Raw genomic sequence first — 21,032 nt, forward strand, 5'->3', positions numbered from 1 at the left:
TAAACTGCTCGGTCTTCGCGGAGGCTGACATGCAAGACGACGATTTTTCCCTGTTCAAAAGCGCGATCCAAGGCGTCAAGCCGATCAAGCACGATCGCGCCGAAACCGGCAAACCCAAGGCTGACCGAGCGCAGATCGCCAAGCTGCGCCAGGCTGCGAGCGTGCGCACCGAAACCACGACCGTCGACGGGTTGTCCGATCAGTTCGTGATCGACGTCGGCCCGGAAGACGAGCTGATGTGGGCCCGCGACGGGGTTCAGGAAAGCCAGATGCGCAAGCTCAAGGTCGGCCAGATCCCTTTCGAGGGCAGCCTCGACCTGCACGGCATGAACGTGGAAAAGGCCCGGGAAACCCTCTGGGCATTCCTCGCCGAAGCCACCAAGTTCGAAATCCGCTGCGTGCGCGTCACCCACGGCAAGGCCGTGCGCCTGGACGGCAAGCGGCCGATGATCAAGAGCCACGTCAACACCTGGCTGCGCCAGCATCCCCAGGTACTCGGCTTCACCTCGTGCCAGGCCAAACATGGCGGTGCCGGGGCGGTCTACGTGATGCTCAAACGCACCATGATGGAAGGCCGCGACGAGTAAAGCCGCTTCGTCGCGCTTGCAGCGCCCGGTCCGCCACCGTACCCTTGCCCTTTGCGTAAAATCCCACAGGTAGTTTCATGTCCCTGGAACAGAATTACACGGCGATCCTCGGCCAATTGGGCGAAGACGTCTCCCGCGAGGGCCTGCTCGACACGCCAAAACGTGCCGCCAAAGCCATGCAGTACCTCTGCCGCGGTTATGAACAAACGCTGGAAGAAGTCACCAACGGTGCCTTGTTCAGCTCCGATAACAGTGAAATGGTGCTGGTCAAGGACATCGAGCTCTACTCGCTGTGCGAGCACCACCTGCTGCCTTTCATCGGCAAGGCTCACGTCGCCTACATTCCGAGTGGCAAGGTGCTGGGCCTGTCGAAAGTCGCGCGCATCGTCGACATGTACGCGCGCCGCCTGCAGATCCAGGAAAACCTCAGCCGCCAGATCGCCGACGCGGTCCAGCAAGTGACCGGCGCCCTGGGCGTCGCGGTGGTGATCGAGGCCAAGCACATGTGCATGATGATGCGCGGTGTGGAGAAGCAGAACTCGTCGATGATCACCTCGGTGATGCTGGGCGAGTTCCGCGAAAACGCGGCAACCCGCAGCGAGTTTCTCAGCCTGATCAAGTAAATGGCTGCCCGAAAGAACCGGCGTTCATCGCCGGTTTTTTTTCGCCTGGCAAAAATCAGGTAAGCTGCCGCCCCTTCTTTCATGGGCAAGAGGCAATATCGTGATCGTCAAAGCGCTTCGAGTCGGCCTGGGCCAGCTCATCATCTTCATCGACTTCATCACCCGCCCACGCAAGCAGCAGCGCCCCGCCGCCGCTCAAGCCCAGGTCGAACAGGCCGCCAAGGGCCTGACCCTGTACCAGTTCCACGCCTGCCCGTTCTGCGTGAAAACCCGCCGCACCCTGCACCGCCTGAACGTTCCGGTGGCCCTGCGTGACGCGAAAAACAACGAACAGGATCGCCAGGCCCTGCTGGAGCAAGGCGGCAAGATCAAGGTGCCGTGCCTGCGTATCGAAGAAAACGGCCAGACCACCTGGATGTACGAGTCCAAGGTGATCATTGATTATCTGGACAAGCGCTTTGCAACAGCTTGAATGGTTGGTGGCGTTCTGAAGGACGTCATCGCGGGCGCCTCGCTCCTACAGACCGAGTTCTGTAGGAGCGAGGCTTGCCCGCGATAGCGCCAGAACAGCCCCCACAAGATCCAGACCATAAAAAAACCGACCCAAGGGTCGGTTTTTTGTTTCCCGCAGAGACTCAGTCGAGCATCCCGACATGCCGCGGATGGCTTTCCACCCGCTGCATCCACGCCTGGATGCCCGGGTAGCGCGCCAGGTCGAAGCCACCTTCATGGGCGACATGGGTGTAGGCATAGAGCGCGATATCGGCAATCGAGTACTGCTCGCCCACCAGATACGGCGTGCGCGCCAACTGGTGTTCCATCACGTCCAATGCCTTGTAACCACGCTTTTGCAGCTTCTCGTATTCGTGTTGGCGCTCTTGCGGCAGCCCCAGATAGAGCTGGATGAAACGTGCCACGGCAATGTACGGCTCATGGCTGTATTGCTCGAAAAACTGCCATTGCAGCACTTGCGTGCGTAAACGCGGCTCGCTCGGCAGGAATTCGCTGCCGTCGGCGAGAAAGTTGAGAATCGCGTTCGACTCCCACAGGCAGGTGCCGTCTTCCAGCTCCAGCACCGGGATCTTGCCGTTGGGGTTCTTCGCCAGAAACGCCTCGGTCTGCGTATCCCCGTTCAAGATGTCCACGGCGTGCCACTCGTAAGGCAGGCCCAGCAGATTGAGCATCAGCTTGACCTTGTAGCAGTTGCCGGACCGGTAATCCCCATAAACCTTGTACATGGCCCTCTCCCCTTAGGCTGCCTGTGCAGCCTGTGCTTGACGTACCACGGTGGCCAGCCGCTTGAGACCTTCGTCCAGACGCGCCGGATCGATATGACTGAAATTCAACCGCAGGTGACCTGGATTGCGGTCCGGCTCGGAGAAGAAGGGTTCGCCCGGCATGAATGCCACGTCCTGCTCCAGCGCCGCTTTCAGCAAAGTGCGGGTGTCCAGCGGCTGTTTCAAGGTCAACCAGAAAAACAGCCCGCCCTGGGGCACCTGCCAATCGGCCAGATCGCCGAAATGACGTTGCAGGGCGGCCTGAAAACCATCGCGGCGCACCCGGTAGAAATCACGCAATTCGCCCAGGTGCCGCTGGTACTGCTCGGTACCTATCCATTGCAGCGCCTGCCATTGGCCGACGCGGTTGGTGTGCAGGTCCGCCGATTGCTTCAACCGCAGCAGATGGGGAAACAGGTCCGGGCTGGCGATCAGGTAACCGACCCGCAACCCTGGCAGCAGGGTCTTCGACACCGTGCCGGTGTAGATCCAACTGGCCTTGCGCAGGCGCCCGACAATAGGCGTGGCGTTGCCGCCATCGAACGTCAGTTCGCGGTAAGGCTCGTCTTCGATCAGGGTCACTCCGAACTCGTCGAGCAGCGCCGCCACGGCATCGCGCTTGGCCTCGCTGTAACGCACCGCCGAAGGATTCTGGAAGGTCGGGATCAGGTAGATGAACGCAGGACGATGCTGCTCCAGGCAGGCGCGCAATTGCGCCAGATCCGGCCCATCGGCCTGAAGCTGCACGGTCAGGCAATCGGCGCCGAACAGCTGAAAGATCTGCAGTGCCGCGAGATAAGTCGGCGCTTCCAGCATGATCTCGGTGCCCTTGTCGATGTACAGCTTGGCCGCCAGATCGAGGGTCTGCTGGGAGCCGCTGACCACCAGCACCTGGCTGGCCTCGCACGGCACGCCCAGCGCCCGGGCCTGTGCCGCCAGGGCCTCGCGCAGCTGTGGCTCGCCTTCACTCATGCCGTATTGGCCCATGGACACCGGCATCGCCTGCCAATCGATCTTCGGCAGCATCGCTTCGGCGGGCAGGCCTCCGGCGAACGACATCACTTCCGGACGCTGCGCGGCGGCAAGGATTTCACGGATCAGTGAGCTTTTAAGACGCGAAACACGTTCGGAGAAGGCCATGAGGTCACCGGTAGCAAAGGCGGAGGAAAATACGTCAAACTGCTTGACCGAAATTACGCCGACTTTCGCAGATACGTCAATATGCTTGACCTTAAAAGCCAGACCACCCAACAAGCCGCCATGGAAGCCTTCTTCTTTGGTTACCAGGCGTTCACCGCCAAGGCCGACGAAATGCTCGAGCGTCGCGGCCTGAGTCGCGTGCACCAGCGCATCGTGTTTTTCATCGCCCGCTATCCGGGGCTGAGCGTGAAAGAACTGCTCACGGCACTGGGCGTGAGCAAGCAGGCGCTGAGTATCCCACTGCGCCAATTGATGGAGATGCACCTGGTCAACAGCGTTGCCTCGCAGAGTGACAAGCGCAAACGCCTGCTGGAGCTGACAGAAGACGGCGCGCGCTTTGAGCAATCGCTGCGGCGCGAGCAGGTCAAGCTGCTGCAACGGGTATTCGCCGAGGCCGGCGAGGCGGCAGTGGATGGCTGGCTGGCGGTGAACAAGGCTCTGGGCGAAAACCGCTGACACCAAAGCCCGCGAGCACGCAACGATCGTCAACCTGCATACCCGATACTTCTGCAGGACCGCGTCAGCCCCATTACGACCGCTGCGCGCTCGATCGCAGGCTGCGCCAGCGGCTACAGGGCATATAGCCTTTCTGGCGGACTTTTCGCACACAACCTAAAAAACATTATTTGCTTTCTTTGTATACAAAAGCATAATTCGCCACGTGCGAGTTCCTGACCTAAAGGTCAATAAAAGCCCGCAAGCCTTACATACCTCAAAGAGCCGCTGCCCACCCTCACGTGCCCGGCTCTGGAAAAAATAATAAAACTCTTGAGGAGTACTCGCTGTGGAAAGCCGCAAATCCGAAGCCCCTACGCTGGAACTCTCGCCGCCGCTGAACAGTGGCTGGCTGGAGCGCATCTTCAAACTCAGGTTGCATGGCACCACGGTGAAGACCGAGTTGATCGCCGGTCTGACGACCTTCATCACCATGGCCTACATCATCTTCGTCAACCCCAACATCATGGCCGACGCCGGCATCGACCACGGCGCGGCCTTCGTCGCCACCTGCATCGCCGCCGCCCTGGGTTGCCTGTTGATGGGGCTATACGCCAACTGGCCGGTAGGCCTGGCGCCCGGCATGGGGCTGAACGCCTTTTTCACCTACACCGTGGTCGGAACCATGGGTTACAACTGGGAAACCGCCCTCGGTGCGGTGTTCGTCTCCGGCGTGCTGTTCATGTTCCTGACCTTCTCGCGGATCCGCGAATGGCTGCTCAACAGCATTCCGGCCAGCCTGCGTTTTGCCATGGGCGCCGGCGTGGGTTTGTTCCTGGGGCTGATCGGTTTGAAAACCGCAGGCATCGTGGTCGATAGCCCGGCCACCCTGATCAAGCTCGGCTCCCTGCGCGAACCCGGCCCGCTGCTGGCGGCGGTCTGCTTCCTGATGATTGCCGTGCTCAGTTATCACCGGGTGTTCGGCGCGATCCTCATCAGCATCATCACCGTGACCCTGGCCGGCTGGGGCCTGGGCCTGGTGCACTACGAGGGCATCATGTCGGCCCCGCCGAGCCTGGCACCGACCTGGATGGCCATGGACGTGGCCGGGGTGTTCAACGTCAGCATGATCAGCGTGGTGCTGGCCTTCCTCTTCGTGCACATGTTCGATACCGCCGGCACCCTGATGGGCGTGGCCCAGCGCGCCGGCCTGGTCAACCCCGACGGCAAGATCGAGAACCTTTCCCGCGCCCTGAAGGCGGACAGCGCCTCCAGCGTCTTCGGTGCGGTGGTCGGCGTTCCGCCCGTGACCAGCTACGTGGAAAGTGCCGCGGGCGTTGCCGCAGGTGGTCGGACTGGTCTTACCGCAGTGACCGTAGGTGTGCTATTTATCGCAGCCATGTTTTTCGCACCGCTGGCTGGCATGATCCCCGCTTATGCCACCGCCGGCGCGCTGATTTATGTGGCGATGCTGATGATGGGCGGCATGGCCCACATCGATTGGGAAGAGGCCACCGACAGCATCCCGGCGATCGTGACCGCCATCATGATGCCGCTGACCTTCTCGGTCGCCGACGGTATCGCCCTGGGCTTCATCACCTACGTGGCCTTGAAGGCCGGGACGGGCAAGTACAAGGAAATCTCCATCAGCCTGTGGGTGCTGTGCGCGATCTTTATCGCCAAGTTCATTTTCTTGTAGGTACATCGGTTTCAAACGGCCTCACCCCGTCGGGTGAGGCTTTTGCGCATAAGGAGAAAGGCAATGAGCGTGGAAACCTGGCTGCTGTTCAGCGGCGCAGCACTGGTGGTGATCCTGATTCCGGGCCCGCTGTCCCTGCTGATGATCAGCAACAGCCTGAATTACGGTTTGCGCCGGTCCTACCCGGCGTTTCTCGGCGGCGTGTTTGCCTCGATCTGCCTGCTGAGCGCCTCGGCCCTGGGCCTGGGCGCCCTGCTGCTGGCCTCGGAACAGCTGTTCAGCGCCCTGAAAATCGTCGGCGCGCTGTACCTGTTCTATCTCGCCTGGCAAAGCTGGCAGCAATCGCGGCAGCCGTCTCATGGCGCCGAAGTGCCCGAGGCCGCACCGAAACCACGCTTTCGCGCACTGTTCGGGCGCGCTTTTGTGCTGGGTGCCAGCAACCCGAAAGACATTCTGTTCTTCGCCGCGTTTCTGCCGCAGTTTCTCAGCGCCGAGCAGCCCTTCCTGCCCCAGCTGCTGATCATGATCGCCACCTGGACCGTACTCGACCTGCTGTGCAAGCTGGCTTACGGCCTGGGTGCCCACGGTGCGGCGCGCTACCTGCGCAGCGGCAAGGGCCAGAGCTGGTTCAACCGGGTCAGCGCCGGGCTGTTCAGCGGCGCCGGTGCCGCGTCGCTGTTGAGCCGCTGAAAGCATTGCGGGCAAGCCTCGCTCCTACAGAAGCCAATCCTGTAGGAGCGAGAGGGCGGCGATCCGACTTGCCCGCGATAGCGTCCTCACAAGCACCACCTTTCTGGGGACGAAAAAAAGCCCGCAGTGTGAGCGGGCGAAAGACCAAAGAAGCTATTTGCGCAGGCTTCGTGGGGGGAAAGTCCTAGCTTCCTCTGTAGGTCGAATAGCTGTAGGGCGAGATCAGCAGCGGTACGTGGTAATGCTCCTGCTCGGCCGAGATGCCAAAGCGCAGCACCACCACATCGAGAAACGCAGGTTCGGGCAGTTGTACGCCGCGGGCACGGTAGTAATCACCGGCATGGAATTGCAGTTGGTAAACCCCGGTGCGGTAGTCATCGCCTTGCAGCAGCGGCGCATCGCAACGGCCGTCGCTGTTGGTCAGGGCACTGGCGACCAGTTCCAGCTGCGTACCTTCGACCCGGTACAACTCGACCTTGATGGCGCTGCCTGGGCAGCCATGCGCGGCATCCAACACGTGTGTAGTCAAACGTCCCATTGATTCTGCGTGTCTGTGCGCGCTCACACGTCCAGACCTCGCGCCTCCTGAAGTCAGTTGATAAGGAGACCGCACCGTTTCGGAGCACGAAAGGATGCGGCGAGGAATTTATTAAGACACTTTTCAAAAAAATTGTACACAATAAAAATCACCCATTTCCGGGTACTTCGAGCAAGCCCCCGTATTCCCTTGATCAGCGGCTACACCATGAGGACAGAAGACTTTTCATCCATTAGCTGACCAACCAGGCAGGTTTCTTGCAGTACCCAGGCATGAACACAATCGATGAAAAATGCAAAAAATCGGGCTTACAAACCGAATGAAAAGTTGTATACAATCAGCCCATCGCTGTGACGCCAGCCTGTCCTTCCCCCCAGGCCCCGCCACGCCACCGTTATCACGATAAGAAGGAAGACTGCAGTGAGCGCTGACTACCCACGCGACCTGATCGGTTACGGCTCCAACCCTCCTCACCCTCACTGGCCGGGCAATGCCCGCATCGCCCTGTCGTTCGTGCTCAATTACGAAGAAGGCGGCGAGCGCAATATCCTGCACGGCGACAAGGAGTCGGAAGCCTTCCTTTCGGAAATGGTCGCCGCCCAGCCCCTGCAGGGCGAACGCAACATGAGCATGGAATCGCTGTACGAGTATGGCAGCCGTGCCGGCGTCTGGCGGATCCTCAAGCTGTTCAAGGAATTCGACATTCCGCTGACCATCTTCGCCGTCGCCATGGCCGCCCAGCGCCATCCGGACGTGATCCGCGCCATGGTCGAGGCCGGCCACGAGATCTGCAGCCACGGCTACCGCTGGATCGACTACCAGTACATGGACGAAGCCCAGGAACGCGAGCACATGCTCGAAGCGATCCGCATCCTCACCGAAATCACCGGTGAGCGCCCGCTGGGCTGGTACACCGGCCGCACCGGCCCGAACACCCGGCGCCTGGTGATGGAAGAAGGCGGTTTCCTCTACGACTGCGACACCTACGACGACGACCTGCCCTACTGGGAAGCCAACAACCCGACCGGCAAGGCGCACCTGGTGATCCCCTATACCCTGGACACCAACGACATGCGTTTCACCCAGGTCCAGGGCTTCAACAAGGGCGACGACTTCTACCAGTACCTCAAGGATGCCTTCGACGTGCTGTACGCCGAAGGCGCCGAGGCGCCGAAGATGCTGTCCATCGGCCTGCACTGCCGCCTGATCGGCCGCCCGGCGCGCCTGGCCGCCCTGAAGCGTTTTATCGAGTACGTTAAAGGTCACGATCAGGTCTGGTTCACCCGCCGCGTGGACATCGCCCGCCACTGGCAGCAAACCCATCCGTTCCCGGGGGCGGCGAAATGAGCACCTTCCAAACCCTGAAACCCTCGACCCTGAGCCGCGACGCCTTCGTCAAAGCCTTCGCCGACATCTACGAACATTCGCCATGGGTTGCCGAAAAGGCCTTCGACCTGGGCCAGGATGCCTCGATCGACCGGATCGACGTCCTGCACCAGCGCATGAGCGACATCCTGTTGAGCGCCGACCACCAGAGCCAGTTGGCCCTGATCAACGCTCACCCGGACCTGGCCGGCAAAGCCGCCGTCCAGGGGCAACTGACCGCGGCCAGCACTGAAGAACAGTCTGGCGCGGGTATTCACCAATGCACGGCCGAAGAGTTCCAGCGCTTCACCGAGCTGAACGACGCCTACAAGGCCAAGTTCAAGTTTCCCTTCATCATGGCGGTAAAAGGCAGCAACCGGCATCAGATCCTCGCGGCGTTCGAAGCCCGCATCCACAACTCGGTGGACACCGAATTCAGGTGCGCGCTGGCGGAGATCAACAAGATCGCCCTGTTCCGATTACTGACTCTCTAGCAAGCCTGGCCCGAGTACAAAACGTGCCCAGGGCCCTGCAAGCATCCCAAGCCACTCTATAAAGGCAGACAAGAAGAATGAAAGCTTACGCCGTACCTTTCGAGAAGTTCGTCAACCTGGCCGACGCCCGCCTGGGCACCAAGATCATCTCGGTGACCGATGACTGGTTCGCTGACGCCAACCGTCTGTTCCAGCCGACCCCGGCCGTATGGAAGGAGGGCGTTTTCGATGACAACGGCAAGTGGATGGACGGCTGGGAGTCGCGCCGCAAGCGCTTCGAAGGCTACGACAGCGCGGTGATCCGCCTGGGTGTGCCTGGCCAGATCAAAGGCGTGGACATCGACACCTCATTCTTCACCGGCAACTTCCCGCCGTCGGCCTCCCTGGAAGCCTGCTTCCTGGCCCAAGGCGAACCGAATGAAAACACCCAGTGGGTGGAAGTGCTGTCGGCCGTCGAGCTGCAAGGCAACAGACACCACTACCACGAGATCAGCAACGACCAGGCGTTCAGCCACCTGCGCTTCAACATCTACCCGGATGGCGGCGTGGCCCGCCTGCGCGTGTATGGCATTCCGTACCGCGACTGGTCGGCGGTCGGCGACAACGAGCAGATCGACCTGGCAGCCGCCCTCAACGGCGGCCGCGCCCTCGCCTGCTCCGACGAACACTTCGGCCGCATGAGCAACATCCTCAACCCGGGCCGCGGCATCAACATGGGCGATGGCTGGGAAACCGCACGCCGCCGCACGCCAGGCAATGACTGGGTGATCGTCGCCCTGGGCCATCCGGGCGAGATCGAGAAAATCATCGTCGACACCCTGCACTTCAAGGGCAACTACCCGGACAGCTGCTCGATCCAGGGCGCCTTCGTCAAGGGCGGTACCGACAGCCAGATCGAAACCCAGTCGCTGTTCTGGCGTGAACTGCTGCCGAGCCAGAAGCTGGAAATGCACGCCGAACATACCTTCGCCGAGCAGATCAAGGCCCTGGGCCCGATCACCCATATCCGCCTGAACGTGTTCCCGGACGGTGGTGTCAGCCGCCTGCGGATCCTGGGCAAGGTCGCTCGGTAATGCCGAGCCTGTAGGTGTAGGAGCGAGCTTGCTCGCGATGGCGTCAGACCGGGCGATAGATGAACACCGGACAACCGCATCGCGAGCAAGCTCGCTCCTACAGGACAGCACAAGACGACAACAACGAACTCACAGATTAAGAAGAACAGCATGCGCACATTGATGATCGAACCGCTGAGCAAAGAAGCCTTCGCCCCCTTCGGTGACGTGATCGAAACCGACGGCAGCGATCACTTCATGATCAACAACGGTTCGACCATGCGCTTCCATCGTCTGGCTACCGTGGAAACCGCCACGCCGGACGACAAGGCGATCATCAGCATCTTCCGCGCCGACGCGCTGGACATGCCCTTGACCGTCCGCATGCTGGAGCGCCATCCGCTGGGCAGCCAGGCTTTCATTCCGCTGCTCGGCAATCCCTTTCTGATCGTGGTCGCGCCACTTGGCGATGCACCTGTATCGGGCTTGGTCCGCGCCTTTGTCAGCAATGGCAGGCAGGGCATTAATTACCATCGCGGCGTCTGGCACCACCCGGTGCTGACGATCGAAAAGCGGGATGACTTCCTGGTGGTTGATCGCAGTGGCACAGGCAATAACTGCGATGAGCATTTCTTTGAAGAGGATGAGTGTTTGATCCTCGCCCCCCACCAATAAGAGAAGGTCTGATCACCCGAAAACAAGGGTGACAGGCGAGAGGTAAAGACTGTGGAAGCACATCTGTTGGAATGGCTCAACCTGAGCGTGCGTTGGGTTCACATGATCACTGGCGTGGCCTGGATCGGCGCGTCGTTCTACTTCGTCTGGCTGGAAAACAACCTCAATCGCGTCAACCCCAAGGACGGCCTGTCGGGCGACCTCTGGGCAATCCACGGTGGCGGCATCTATCACCTGGAAAAGTACAAACTGGCCCCACCGTCCATGCCGGAGAACCTGCACTGGTTCAAGTGGGAAGCCTACTTCACCTGGATGTCGGGGATCGCCCTGCTGTGCCTGGTGTTCTACTACAACCCGATGCTCTACCTGGTAGCGCCCGGCAGCGGCCTGACCGGCCCTGAAGGCGTGGCCATCGGCATCGGTTCGCTGATCGCCGGCTGGTTCGTCTACGACTTCCTCTGCGACTCGCCCCTGGGCAAGAAACCCGCCCTGCTCGGCTTCATCCTGTTCGTGCTGTTGATCGCCGCGGCCTATGGCTTCAGCAAGGTGTTCAGCGGTCGCGGCGCCTACCTGCACGTCGGCGCCATCATCGGCACCATCATGGTCGGTAACGTGTTCCGCATCATCATGCCGGCCCAGCGCGCGCTGGTGGCCGCCATCGCGGAAAACCGCACGCCGGACCCGACCCTGCCGGCCAAGGGCCTGCTGCGTTCGCGCCACAACAACTACTTCACCCTACCCGTGCTGTTCATCATGATCAGCAACCACTTTCCGAGCACCTACGGCAGCCAGTACAACTGGTTGATCCTGGCCGGGATCGCGGTGCTGGCGGTGCTGGTGCGTCACTACTTCAACACCCGCCACGACAGCCACAAGTTCGCCTGGACCCTGCCGGTGGCCGCCCTGGGCATGATCTGCCTGGCCTACGTCACCGGCCCCACGCAAATGGCCAACAGCCCGGAAGTGGCCAAGGCCCCAGCGAAGATCGAGTACCAGCCACTGCCGGAAACCGCCATCGGCGGCGGCGCCAAGCCTGAAACCGCAGCAACTCCAGCAGCTCCGGCGACTCCCGAAGTGGCTCCGGCACAAGCGTCCACGGCGGCCCAGGGCCCGACCTTCGACAAGGTGCATAACGTGATCCAGGAACGTTGCACCGTCTGCCACTCGGCCAAGCCCACCAGCCCGCTGTTCAGTGCCGCGCCAGCCGGCGTGATGTTCGACACCCCCGAGCAAATCAAGCTCCAGGCCCCACGGATCCAGGCCCAGGCAGTCGCCAGCCAGATCATGCCGCTGGGCAATATCACCCAGATGACCCAGCAGGAACGTGACCTGATCGGCGCCTGGATCAACCAGGGGGCGCGCACCAACTAGTACCGCGGTGCCTTGACGACCGCTATCGCGGGCAAGCCTCGCGCCTACAGCATGTGTGTTGCTTCTGTAGGAGCGAAGCTTGCTCGCGATCAACCGCCACGCGGTTGGCCTGCTGCAAAAAAGCTGTTCGCAACCACACAGCTTTCTAATCACAAGAATAAGAAGATCCGAGGTGTTGCATGTCCGCGTTAACCGAACCGCGCATCCCCGACGCACCCGCCATTGCGCGACTGCCCCTTTTGCAACTGATCCTGGTCGGGTTGCAGCATGTTCTGCTGATGTACGGAGGCGCCATCGCGGTGCCGCTGATCATCGGACAGGCCGCGGGTCTGGGTCGTGAAGAAATCGCCTTCCTGATCAATGCCGACCTGCTGGTCGCCGGCATCGCCACCCTCGTGCAATCCCTCGGCATCGGCCCCATGGGCATCCGCATGCCAGTGATGATGGGTGCCAGCTTCGCCGCCGTGGGCAGCATGGTAGCCATGGCCGGCATGCCGGGCATCGGCCTGCAGGGGATCTTTGGCGCGACCATCGCCGCCGGTTTCTTCGGCATGCTCATCGCGCCCTTCATGTCCAAGGTGGTGCGCTTCTTTCCGCCCCTGGTCACCGGCACCGTCATCACCTCCATCGGCCTGTCGCTGTTCCCGGTCGCGGTGAACTGGGCGGGCGGCGGCAGCCACAATGCCGAATTCGGTTCCCCCATCTACCTGACCATCGCCGCGCTGGTGCTGGGCACAATCCTGCTGGTGCATCGGTTCATGCGCGGTTTCTGGGTGAACATTTCCGTGCTGATCGGCATGGGCCTGGGCTACGTGCTCTGCGGCCTGATCGGCATGGTCGACCTCAGCGGCATGGCCCAGGCGCCCTGGGTGCAGGTGGTCACTCCGCTGCATTTCGGCATGCCGCAGTTCCATCTGGCGCCGATTCTTTCGATGTGCCTGGTGGTGGTGATCATCTTCGTCGAGTCCACCGGGATGTTCCTCGCCCTGGGGAAAATCACCGGCCAGGAAGTCACCCCGCGCATGCTCCGCCGTGGCCTGCTGTGTGATGCCGGCGCCTCGTTCTTCGCCGGTTTCCTCAACACCTTCACCCACTCTTCGTTCGCCCAGAACATCGGCCTGGTGCAGATGACTGGCGTGCGCTGCCGCTCGGTGACCATAGTCGCCGGCGGCCTGCTGATCGTGCTCAGCCTGCTGCCCAAGGCGGCTTTCTTGGTGGCCTCGATTCCCCCGGCGGTACTGGGTGGCGCGGCTATCGCCATGTTCGGCATGGTGGCGGCGACCGGGATCAAGATCCTCCAGGAAACCGATATCGCCGACCGGCGCAATCAACTGCTGGTGGCGGTGAGCATCGGCATGGGCCTGATTCCGGTGGTCCGTCCGGAATTCTTCGCCCACCTGCCCCTGTGGATGAGCCCGATCACCCACAGCGGAATCGCCATGGCCACCCTCAGTGCGCTGGCCCTGAACCTGCTGTTCAACATTCTGGGCGGCACCGAACGGGCCGCCAACAACGCCCGACACGCCCACCAGCATTGAAGCCTGGACGGGGCGGCCCGACAGCCGCCCCTGCTTGACCGTCGATACCCGAAATACACGCACGACAGGCAGACCCGGCACCGCGCCCGGTCGCAGTCGGCGGCTGCCTGCGCCTTGACAATAAAAACAAACAGGGAGCAACACGATGAGACATGCACACGCACGCCTGCTGCTCGGCGGCGCACTGCTGGCCACGACCCAGGTCATGGCCGGCGACCTGCTGCTGTGGCAGACCAACAGCCTGACGTACCTGTACGGCAAGAACTTCGCGATCAACCCGTCGATCCAGCAGACGGTGACCTTCGAACACGCCGATCGTTGGAAGTACGGCGACACCTTCCTGTTCGTCGACAAGATTTTCTACAACGGCGAGGAAGACCGTAACAAAGGTCCCCACGCCTTTTACGGCGAGTTCAGCCCCAGGCTGTCGTTCGGCAAGATCCTCGACCGTTCATTCGCCTTCGGTCCGGTCAAGGATGTGTTGCTGGCCATGACCTACGAATATGGCGAAGGCGACAGCGAGGCCTATCTGATCGGCCCCGGTTTCGACCTGGCCCTTGCGGGCTTCAACTATTTCACCCTGAACTTCTACCGCCGCCAGACCGAAGGCCCGCGCCCCGGCGACGGTGTCTGGCAGATCACCCCTTCCTGGTCCTACAGCATCCCGCTGGGCCGTTCGAACCTGTTGATCGACGGCTATCTGGACTGGGTGGTGGACAACGACCGGAACAACCGCGGTACCTACCACGCCAACCTGCATATCAACCCACAGATCAAATACGACCTGGGCAAGGCCCTGCGCCTGGGCGAAAAGCAGCTGTATGTCGGTCTCGAATACAGCTACTGGAAAGACAAATACGGCATTCAGGACAGCGCCAACCTGGATACCAATCAGAACACCGCCAGCCTGCTGGTGAAGGTGCATTTCTAGAATGACCGGCAAACGTGCCCCAAAGTTGTTTCAAGTGCGCTATTGCAGAGCACTTGAGCAAGGCCGTGGGAGTCAGTATTCTCCGCGGCCGCCTGAATCCGGTGAAAAAAAAAGCCCGGATTTAAAACCTGACCGGAAAGCCAACTTATCCCGGCCTCCGGAAAGTACCAAGGCGTACCGAGTTAAAACCGAATTCACTCTCGATCGACTGTATTCGTACAGGCGCGCGGGAGTTTTTGCGCTTTTTTTTCGCCTTGGCTCAGCTCTTGCTATCAGCAACAAAGCTGACCGATCGGATGATTTTTCAGCCACTAAAAGGTGCCACACCAGAGCACCGGCTTTTAAAGAAAAACGTGGAACCACTTACTTTTTGGGAGCAACCGAATGAACCGCATCTGTAAAGGCCTGATGCTTGCCGGATCCTTGCTGGCAGGGGCCCAGGCCACCGCCGGCGACCTGCTGCAATGGCAAAACAACAGCCTGACCTACCTCTACGGCAAAGACTTCACGATCAACCCGCAGATCCAGCAAACCGTGACTTTCGAACATGCCGATGCCTGGAAGTACGGCGACAACTTCCTGTTTATCGACAAGATCTTCTACAACGGTAAAAAGGACGGCAACGTCGGCCCGAACACTTATTACGGCGAGTTCAGCCCGCGTCTTTCGTTCGGCAAGATCTTCGACCGGAAGTTGGAGTTCGGCCCGATCAAGGATGTATTGCTGGCCATGACTTACGAGTTCGGCGAAGGCGATAACGAGTCCTACCTGATCGGTCCGGGCTTCGACCTGGCAATCCCCGGGTTCGATTACTTCCAGTTGAACTTCTACAACCGCCAGACCGAAGGCAGCCGTGCCGGCGACAATGTCTGGCAGATCACCCCGGTCTGGTCCTACACCATTCCCGTGGGCCGTTCGGACATCCTGATCGACGGTTTCATCGACTGGGTGGTGGACAACGACAAAAACTCCAAAGGCGAGTACCACGCCAACCTGCACATCAACCCGCAGATCAAGTACGACCTGGGCAAGGCGCTGAAACTGGGCGACAAACAGTTGTATGTGGGTATCGAGTACGACTACTGGAAGAACAAGTACGGGGTCAAGGACACCCCCTACTTCGACACCGACCAGAACACCGCCAGCCTGCTGCTCAAGTACCACTTCTGATGCGGTGAGCGCCGTTCCCGTGCGGGTCGCGGGAACGGATTACATCGAATAAATCGATAGCAACGCGCCGATATTCGCAACCATCGATCAGTTGAGCTGGCATAGCATGTCGCTCATCCCAACCTGATCAGGAGTTGCATCGATGACTCAATTTCGCACAGTACTCAGCGTCCATACCGGCCAGCCCGCTTCGGACGGCGCCGGCGTCAGACTGACCCGGGTCTTCGGTGGCCAGGGTGTCGAGCGCTTCGACCCGTTCCTGATGCTCGATGAATTCGGCTCGGAAAACCCCGACGACTACATCACTGGCTTCCCGCCCCATCCCCATCGCGGCTTCGAAACCGTCACCTACATGCTCGAAGGCCGCATGCGCCACGAGGATCACCTGGGCAACGTCGGCCTGCTGGAAGGCGGTGGCGTGCAATGGATGACCGCCGCCAAGGGCATCATCCACAGCGAGATGCCGGAACAGGAAGAAGGCGTGATGCGCGGCTTCCAGCTCTGGCTGAACCTGCCGGGCAAGCACAAGCTGGACAAGGCCGGCTACCGGGACATTCAACCCCAGGACATCCCCCGCCTGACCACCGCCAATGGCGTGGAAGTGGTGGTGATCGCCGGCCGCTTCGATGACGGCCAGGCGCAGCAGACCGGCGCCGTCGAACGGCCGGACACCGAGCCCCACTACTTCGACCTGCGCCTGCCTGCGGGCGCCAGCATCAGCCCGCGCCTGCCTGCAGGGCATCGGGCCCTGCTGTATGTCTATGAAGGTCAGATCGACCTGCCCGGGCATCCGCAATCGGTCGCCAGCAGCAAGCTGGTGCGCCTGTCCGACCAGGGCGAGATTCAGTTGAGCAGTGCCGACGGCGCCCGTGTGCTGTTGATTGCCGGCAAGCCGCTGGGCGAGCCGATCGTGCAGTACGGACCGTTCGTGATGAACAGCCGGGAAGAGATCGAGCAGGCATTGCGGGATTTTCGCGATGACAAACTGACGGCCTGAGCATTGCCCTTAGAAACGCTATCGCGAGCAAGCTCGCTCCTACACAGATAATAAATTCCCTGTAGGAGCGAGCTTGCTCGCGATGCTTTTTCAGGCCGTCTCGACCGCGGCCGCCAAGCCCAGAAACCGCCGCAGCTCGTCGCGCTTGGCCAAGGCATCGCTGCGCCCCAGCTCGATCAATTCGCTGCAATACCCCGCCTCGAACAGCAGGTAACTCAAGACCCCGGCACCGCTGGTCTTGGTCGCCCCCGGCCCGCGCAGGAACAGGCGCAATGCCGCCGGCAGCTCATGCCGGTGACGCGCGGCGATCTCGTCGATCGGCTGGCTGGGGGCGATCACCAGCACCTCCACCGGCGCCACGCCCAGGGTACGGACGGGCGTGCCCGACGGCAGCAGATGACTGAACTGGTTGAGTCGCTGCAAGAGCTCGATGTCGCTCTCCAGGCTGTCAATGAACGTACTGTTGAGCATGTGGCCACCGATCTGCGCCAGCGTCGGCTGCTGCCCGGTGTAGCTGCGTTGCTGGGGCGCCTGCGGATCAATGCCACGGGGGTTGCCGCTGACCCCGACCACCAGCACTCGGCTGGCCCCCAGGTGCAACGCCGGGCTGATGGGCGCCGATTGCCGCACCGCGCCGTCGCCGAAAAACTCCTGGTCGATTTTCACCGGCGCGAACAGCAGCGGAATCGCCGAGCTGGCCAGCAAGTGTTCGACCGTGAGTTCGGTGGGCAGGCCGATACGCCGATGGCGCAACCAGGCCTCGATGGTGCCGCCGCCCTGGTAGAAGGTCACCGCCTGGCCCGATTCATAACCGAAGGCCGTGACCGCCACCGCCTGCAGATGCTTTTGCGCAATGGCATGACGAATACCGGACAGCTGCAATTTATCGTTCAACAACTGCCGCAGCGGCGAGCTGTTGAGCAACGCCACCGGGACCTGCGCGCCCAGGCCGAGCAGGCTGTGGCCAACGAACCGGGTGGCCTGGCGGATCACCCCGGGCCAGTCGCTGCGAATCACCTGATGGCTGCGAAAGCCCTGCCAGAACGCCGTGAGACGCTCGATGGCCGCGGTGAAATCCAGCGCGCCGCTGGCCAGGCTGACCGCATTGATCGCCCCGGCCGAGGTCCCGACTATCACCGGGAAGGGATTGCTCGCCCCCGCCGGCAGCAATTCGGCAATCGCCGCCAGCACCCCCACCTGATATGCCGCACGAGCCCCGCCGCCGGAAAGAATCAATCCTGTGACCGGTTCCGCTGGGCTCATCGCTACACTCCATGGCGCTGATAAAGGACTTTCAATCTAGCGCGATAAATTCAACCGCGCTTCTTATACAGCTTCGGCTCGCCTGGCGGACGGCTCTTGAAGCGCCGATGCGCCCACAGATACTGCTCCGGACACTCGCGCAGCACACCTTCGATCCACTGGTTGATGCGCAGGCAATCGGCCTCTTCGGTCTCACCCGGGAAATCCTGCAACGGCGGGTGAATCACCAGCCGATAACCACTGCCATCGGCCAGCCGCTGCTGAGTGAAAGGCACCACCAGGGCCTTGCCCAGCCGGGCGAACTTACTGGTGGCGGTGACCGTCGCCGCCTGGATGCCGAACAGCGGCACGAACACGCTCTGCTTGGCGCCGTAATCCTGGTCCGGTGCGTACCAGATGGCCCGCCCGGCGCGCAGCAGCTTGAGCATGCCGCGCACGTCTTCACGCTCCACCGCCAGGGAATCCAGATTGTGCCGCTCGCGGCCACGACGCTGGATGAAATCGAACAGCGGGTTCTTGTGCTCGCGGTACATGCCGTCGATGGTGTGCTGCTGGCCCAGCAAGGCGGCGCCGATCTCCAGGGTGGTGAAGTGCAGGGCCATGAGGATCACGCCCTTGCCTTCCAGCTGCGCCTGCTTGAGATGCTCCAGGCCTTCGACATGGGCCAGGCGCGCCAGGCGCGGCTTGGACCACCACCAGCTCATGGCCATTTCGAAAAAGGCGATGCCGGTGGAGGCGAAGTTTTCCTTGAGCAGGCGCTTGCGCTCGGCGGCGGACTTTTCGGGGAAACACAGTTCCAGGTTGCGCTTGGCGATCCGCCGGCGCTCACCGGCCACCCGGTACATCAGCGCGCCCAGGGCACGACCGATCCACAGCAGCAACGGATAAGGCAGCTGGACCACCAGCCATAGCAGGCCCAGGCCCAGCCACAGCGGCCAAAAACGGGGATAAAGAAATGCAGCTCGAAAACGCGGGCGATCCATTACAGATTCCGGACAGACAACAAGGTCGCGCATTCTACATCGGTTCGACCCGGCTTGCGGCCCGCGGGCGTTCTCGTTATAAGTCTCGGCACTTTTAGTGACAAGCCGCTTTATGCCGACCATGAGCCAAACCGAATCGCAAGACCTGGATCCTGTGTTCCAGTTGAAGGGCAGCATGCTGGCCATCACCGTGCTGGAACTGGCCCGCAACGACCTCGAGGGCCTCGATCGCCAACTGGCGGCGAAGGTCGCGCAAGCCCCGAATTTCTTCAGTAACGCCCCGCTGGTGCTGGCGCTGGACAAACTGCCGGCCAGCGAAGGCGCGGTCGATCTGCCCGGCCTGATGCGCGTCTGCCGTCACCATGGTCTGCGCACCCTGGCGATCCGCGCCAGCCGCATCGAAGACATCGCCGCGGCGATCGCCGTCGACCTGCCCGTGCTGCCGCCTTCCGGCGCCCGGGAACGACCGCTGGAGCCGCAGGAAAACGAAGCCCGGAAAAAGCCTGAAAAGCCGCCTGAGCCGACCATCAAGCCCACCCGCATCATCACTTCGCCAGTACGCGGCGGGCAGCAGATCTATGCCCAGGGTGGCGATCTGGTCGTGACCTCTTCGGTCAGCCCGGGTGCGGAACTTCTGGCCGATGGCAACATCCATGTATACGGCCCGATGCGCGGTCGAGCGCTGGCCGGGGTCAAGGGAGATACCAAGGCACGGATTTTCTGTCAGCAATTGAGCGCTGAACTGGTGTCCATCGCCGGCCAGTACAAGGTTTCCGAGGACCTGCGGCGCGATCCGTTGTGGGGTGCCGGGGTCCAGGTCAGCCTGTCGGGTGACGTGTTGAACATCACACGTCTTTAACGGATACTGCCGCATTTTCCAAGCATCTCTAAAACGTAGCGAATACGGCTCAAACGAAGTAGGAGCAGGTGTTAACCGACCTCCAGCCAAGGCTGTCCGACTGCAGTAGTTTTCAAGAGATGTTTTTCAGGGGCTAAAAGTCCTTTTTCCTTAGGGGTGAAACACCTTGGCCAAGATTCTCGTGGTTACATCCGGCAAGGGTGGTGTGGGTAAGACCACCACCAGCGCCGCTATCGGTACCGGCCTCGCTCTGCGCGGCCACAAAACAGTCATCGTCGACTTCGACGTCGGCTTGCGTAACCTCGACCTGATCATGGGTTGTGAACGTCGCGTGGTGTATGACTTCGTCAACGTGGTCAACGGCGAAGCCAACCTGCAGCAAGCCCTGATCAAAGACAAGCGCCTGGAAAACCTCTACGTACTGGCCGCCAGTCAGACCCGCGACAAAGACGCGCTGACCCAGGAAGGCGTGGAAAAAGTGCTGATGGAGCTCAAGGAGACCTTCGAATTCGTGGTCTGCGACTCCCCGGCCGGTATCGAGAAAGGTGCTCACCTGGCCATGTACTTCGCCGACGAAGCGATTGTCGTGACCAACCCGGAAGTTTCCTCGGTACGTGACTCCGACCGCATGCTGGGCCTGCTGGCCAGCAAGTCCAAGCGCGCGGAGAACGGCGAAGACCCGATCAAGGAACACCTGCTGCTGACCCGCTACAACCCTTCGCGTGTCAGCAACGGCGAAATGCTTGGCGTCGAAGACGTCAAAGAGATTCTCGCAGTAACGCTGCTGGGCGTGATTCCAGAATCCCAGGCAGTACTCAAGGCTTCCAACCAAGGCGTTCCGGTGATTCTCGATGACCAGAGCGACGCCGGCCAGGCGTACAGCGATGCTGTCGACCGTCTGCTGGGTAAAACCGTGGAACACCGGTTCCTTGATGTTGAGAAGAAGGGATTCTTCGAGCGCCTGTTTGGAGGTAGGTAATGAATCTTTTTGACTTCTTTCGTGCCAGCAAAAAAGTAAGCACCGCGTCGGTAGCGAAAGAGCGTCTACAGATCATCGTGGCGCATGAACGCGGCCAGCGCACTACCCCTGATTACTTGCCTGCCTTGCAGAAGGAGCTGGTGGAAGTCATCCGCAAGTACGTCAATATCGGGTCCGATGACGTGCATGTCGCCCTGGAAAACCAGGGCAGCTGCTCGATCCTGGAACTCAATATCACCCTGCCCGATCGCTGATCGATTCGGCTGGAGCCACGGCGGCTCGGTCCCTCGGTTTTTCTACAGGAGC

At 61.2% G+C, this 21,032-nt stretch carries 24 protein-coding genes; 19 read left to right on the forward strand and 5 right to left on the reverse strand.

The window, feature by feature from the left end; genetic code table 11:
- Nucleotides 1-29: 29 nt before the first annotated feature.
- From AC07Y9_RS03495 to AC07Y9_RS03505, 3 genes are all read left to right on the forward strand, one after another.
- A complete protein-coding gene (locus tag AC07Y9_RS03495) occupies nucleotides 30-587 on the forward strand; it encodes a Smr/MutS family protein (RefSeq protein ID WP_007932272.1) in 558 nt (185 codons plus the stop codon).
- Between the two features lie 77 nt (nucleotides 588-664).
- Nucleotides 665-1,210, forward strand: coding sequence for a GTP cyclohydrolase I FolE (gene folE, locus AC07Y9_RS03500; RefSeq protein WP_003204506.1), 546 nt, complete (start codon nucleotides 665-667; stop codon nucleotides 1,208-1,210).
- A gap of 100 nt (nucleotides 1,211-1,310) precedes the next feature.
- Nucleotides 1,311-1,682: a glutathione S-transferase N-terminal domain-containing protein gene (locus AC07Y9_RS03505; RefSeq protein ID WP_087092397.1), complete on the forward strand. Its 372-nt coding sequence runs from the start codon at nucleotides 1,311-1,313 to the stop codon at nucleotides 1,680-1,682.
- Nucleotides 1,683-1,845: 163 nt separating this feature from the next.
- Here the strand turns inward: AC07Y9_RS03505 and AC07Y9_RS03510 are convergent, their stop codons facing one another.
- Nucleotides 1,846-2,448: a glutathione S-transferase family protein gene (locus AC07Y9_RS03510; protein ID WP_053262219.1), complete on the reverse strand. Its 603-nt coding sequence runs from the start codon at nucleotides 2,446-2,448 to the stop codon at nucleotides 1,846-1,848.
- Between the two features lie 12 nt (nucleotides 2,449-2,460).
- Entirely contained in the window at nucleotides 2,461-3,627 is a 1,167-nt protein-coding gene (locus tag AC07Y9_RS03515) for an aminotransferase-like domain-containing protein (RefSeq protein ID WP_053262220.1), read from the reverse strand.
- A gap of 81 nt (nucleotides 3,628-3,708) precedes the next feature.
- Here AC07Y9_RS03515 and AC07Y9_RS03520 point away from each other — a divergent pair, with 81 nt between their 5' ends.
- From AC07Y9_RS03520 to AC07Y9_RS03530, 3 genes are all read left to right on the forward strand, one after another.
- Nucleotides 3,709-4,143, forward strand: coding sequence for a MarR family winged helix-turn-helix transcriptional regulator (locus AC07Y9_RS03520; RefSeq protein WP_102679086.1), 435 nt, complete (start codon nucleotides 3,709-3,711; stop codon nucleotides 4,141-4,143).
- A 328-nt stretch (nucleotides 4,144-4,471) separates the two neighbouring features.
- Nucleotides 4,472-5,821 (forward strand): NCS2 family permease, encoded by a 1,350-nt coding sequence (locus AC07Y9_RS03525; protein WP_009045053.1) that lies wholly within the window; start codon nucleotides 4,472-4,474, stop codon nucleotides 5,819-5,821.
- Between the two features lie 63 nt (nucleotides 5,822-5,884).
- Nucleotides 5,885-6,511 carry a LysE family translocator gene (locus AC07Y9_RS03530; RefSeq protein WP_007921780.1) on the forward strand — a complete coding sequence of 209 codons (627 nt, stop codon included), beginning with the start codon at nucleotides 5,885-5,887 and terminating at the stop codon, nucleotides 6,509-6,511.
- A gap of 184 nt (nucleotides 6,512-6,695) precedes the next feature.
- Here the strand turns inward: AC07Y9_RS03530 and uraH are convergent, their stop codons facing one another.
- A complete protein-coding gene (gene uraH / locus AC07Y9_RS03535; RefSeq protein WP_023966464.1) occupies nucleotides 6,696-7,049 on the reverse strand; it encodes a hydroxyisourate hydrolase in 354 nt (117 codons plus the stop codon).
- A gap of 420 nt (nucleotides 7,050-7,469) precedes the next feature.
- Between uraH and puuE the strand changes: the two genes are divergently transcribed.
- From puuE to AC07Y9_RS03585, 10 genes are all read left to right on the forward strand, one after another.
- A complete protein-coding gene (puuE, locus tag AC07Y9_RS03540) occupies nucleotides 7,470-8,396 on the forward strand; it encodes an allantoinase PuuE (RefSeq protein WP_007921782.1) in 927 nt (308 codons plus the stop codon).
- Nucleotides 8,393-8,908: a 2-oxo-4-hydroxy-4-carboxy-5-ureidoimidazoline decarboxylase gene (uraD, locus tag AC07Y9_RS03545; protein ID WP_009045056.1), complete on the forward strand. Its 516-nt coding sequence runs from the start codon at nucleotides 8,393-8,395 to the stop codon at nucleotides 8,906-8,908. Before puuE ends, uraD begins: the two co-directional genes overlap by 4 nt.
- A 77-nt stretch (nucleotides 8,909-8,985) precedes the next feature.
- The gene (gene alc / locus AC07Y9_RS03550) at nucleotides 8,986-9,981 is read left to right on the forward strand and encodes an allantoicase (RefSeq protein ID WP_102679085.1); all 996 of its coding nucleotides are present in this window, start codon (nucleotides 8,986-8,988) and stop codon (nucleotides 9,979-9,981) included.
- Between the two features lie 150 nt (nucleotides 9,982-10,131).
- Nucleotides 10,132-10,635, forward strand: a complete 504-nt coding sequence (locus tag AC07Y9_RS03555; RefSeq protein WP_007921785.1) for an ureidoglycolate lyase — start codon at nucleotides 10,132-10,134, stop codon at nucleotides 10,633-10,635.
- Between the two features lie 51 nt (nucleotides 10,636-10,686).
- A complete protein-coding gene (locus AC07Y9_RS03560; protein WP_102679084.1) occupies nucleotides 10,687-12,006 on the forward strand; it encodes a urate hydroxylase PuuD in 1,320 nt (439 codons plus the stop codon).
- Between the two features lie 179 nt (nucleotides 12,007-12,185).
- On the forward strand, nucleotides 12,186-13,544 hold the full coding sequence (locus tag AC07Y9_RS03565; protein WP_102679083.1) for a nucleobase:cation symporter-2 family protein: 1,359 nt from the start codon (nucleotides 12,186-12,188) through the stop codon (nucleotides 13,542-13,544).
- Between the two features lie 145 nt (nucleotides 13,545-13,689).
- Nucleotides 13,690-14,475 (forward strand): outer membrane protein OmpK, encoded by a 786-nt coding sequence (locus AC07Y9_RS03570; protein WP_102679082.1) that lies wholly within the window; start codon nucleotides 13,690-13,692, stop codon nucleotides 14,473-14,475.
- A 1-nt stretch (nucleotide 14,476) separates the two neighbouring features.
- A complete protein-coding gene (locus AC07Y9_RS03575) occupies nucleotides 14,477-14,863 on the forward strand; it encodes a hypothetical protein (protein WP_124298129.1) in 387 nt (128 codons plus the stop codon).
- On the forward strand, nucleotides 14,860-15,645 hold the full coding sequence (locus tag AC07Y9_RS03580) for an outer membrane protein OmpK (protein WP_101338767.1): 786 nt from the start codon (nucleotides 14,860-14,862) through the stop codon (nucleotides 15,643-15,645). Before AC07Y9_RS03575 ends, AC07Y9_RS03580 begins: the two co-directional genes overlap by 4 nt.
- A gap of 142 nt (nucleotides 15,646-15,787) precedes the next feature.
- Nucleotides 15,788-16,642 (forward strand): pirin family protein, encoded by an 855-nt coding sequence (locus AC07Y9_RS03585; protein ID WP_102679081.1) that lies wholly within the window; start codon nucleotides 15,788-15,790, stop codon nucleotides 16,640-16,642.
- Between the two features lie 90 nt (nucleotides 16,643-16,732).
- Here AC07Y9_RS03585 and AC07Y9_RS03590 read toward each other — a convergent pair whose 3' ends face one another.
- Nucleotides 16,733-17,905 (reverse strand): patatin-like phospholipase family protein, encoded by a 1,173-nt coding sequence (locus tag AC07Y9_RS03590; RefSeq protein WP_007928770.1) that lies wholly within the window; start codon nucleotides 17,903-17,905, stop codon nucleotides 16,733-16,735.
- A 50-nt stretch (nucleotides 17,906-17,955) separates the two neighbouring features.
- On the reverse strand, nucleotides 17,956-18,888 hold the full coding sequence (locus tag AC07Y9_RS03595) for a lipid A biosynthesis lauroyl acyltransferase (protein ID WP_038576968.1): 933 nt from the start codon (nucleotides 18,886-18,888) through the stop codon (nucleotides 17,956-17,958).
- 121 nt (nucleotides 18,889-19,009) lie between these two features.
- Between AC07Y9_RS03595 and minC the strand changes: the two genes are divergently transcribed.
- From minC to minE, 3 genes are all read left to right on the forward strand, one after another.
- Nucleotides 19,010-19,747 (forward strand): septum site-determining protein MinC, encoded by a 738-nt coding sequence (gene minC / locus AC07Y9_RS03600; RefSeq protein ID WP_009045065.1) that lies wholly within the window; start codon nucleotides 19,010-19,012, stop codon nucleotides 19,745-19,747.
- A gap of 166 nt (nucleotides 19,748-19,913) precedes the next feature.
- Entirely contained in the window at nucleotides 19,914-20,726 is an 813-nt protein-coding gene (minD, locus tag AC07Y9_RS03605; RefSeq protein ID WP_007928664.1) for a septum site-determining protein MinD, read from the forward strand.
- On the forward strand, nucleotides 20,726-20,980 hold the full coding sequence (gene minE / locus AC07Y9_RS03610; RefSeq protein ID WP_007928666.1) for a cell division topological specificity factor MinE: 255 nt from the start codon (nucleotides 20,726-20,728) through the stop codon (nucleotides 20,978-20,980). Before minD ends, minE begins: the two co-directional genes overlap by 1 nt.
- The last annotated feature ends 52 nt before the right edge of the window (nucleotides 20,981-21,032 follow it).

This window comes from Pseudomonas sp. GW456-L12, assembly GCF_059424045.1.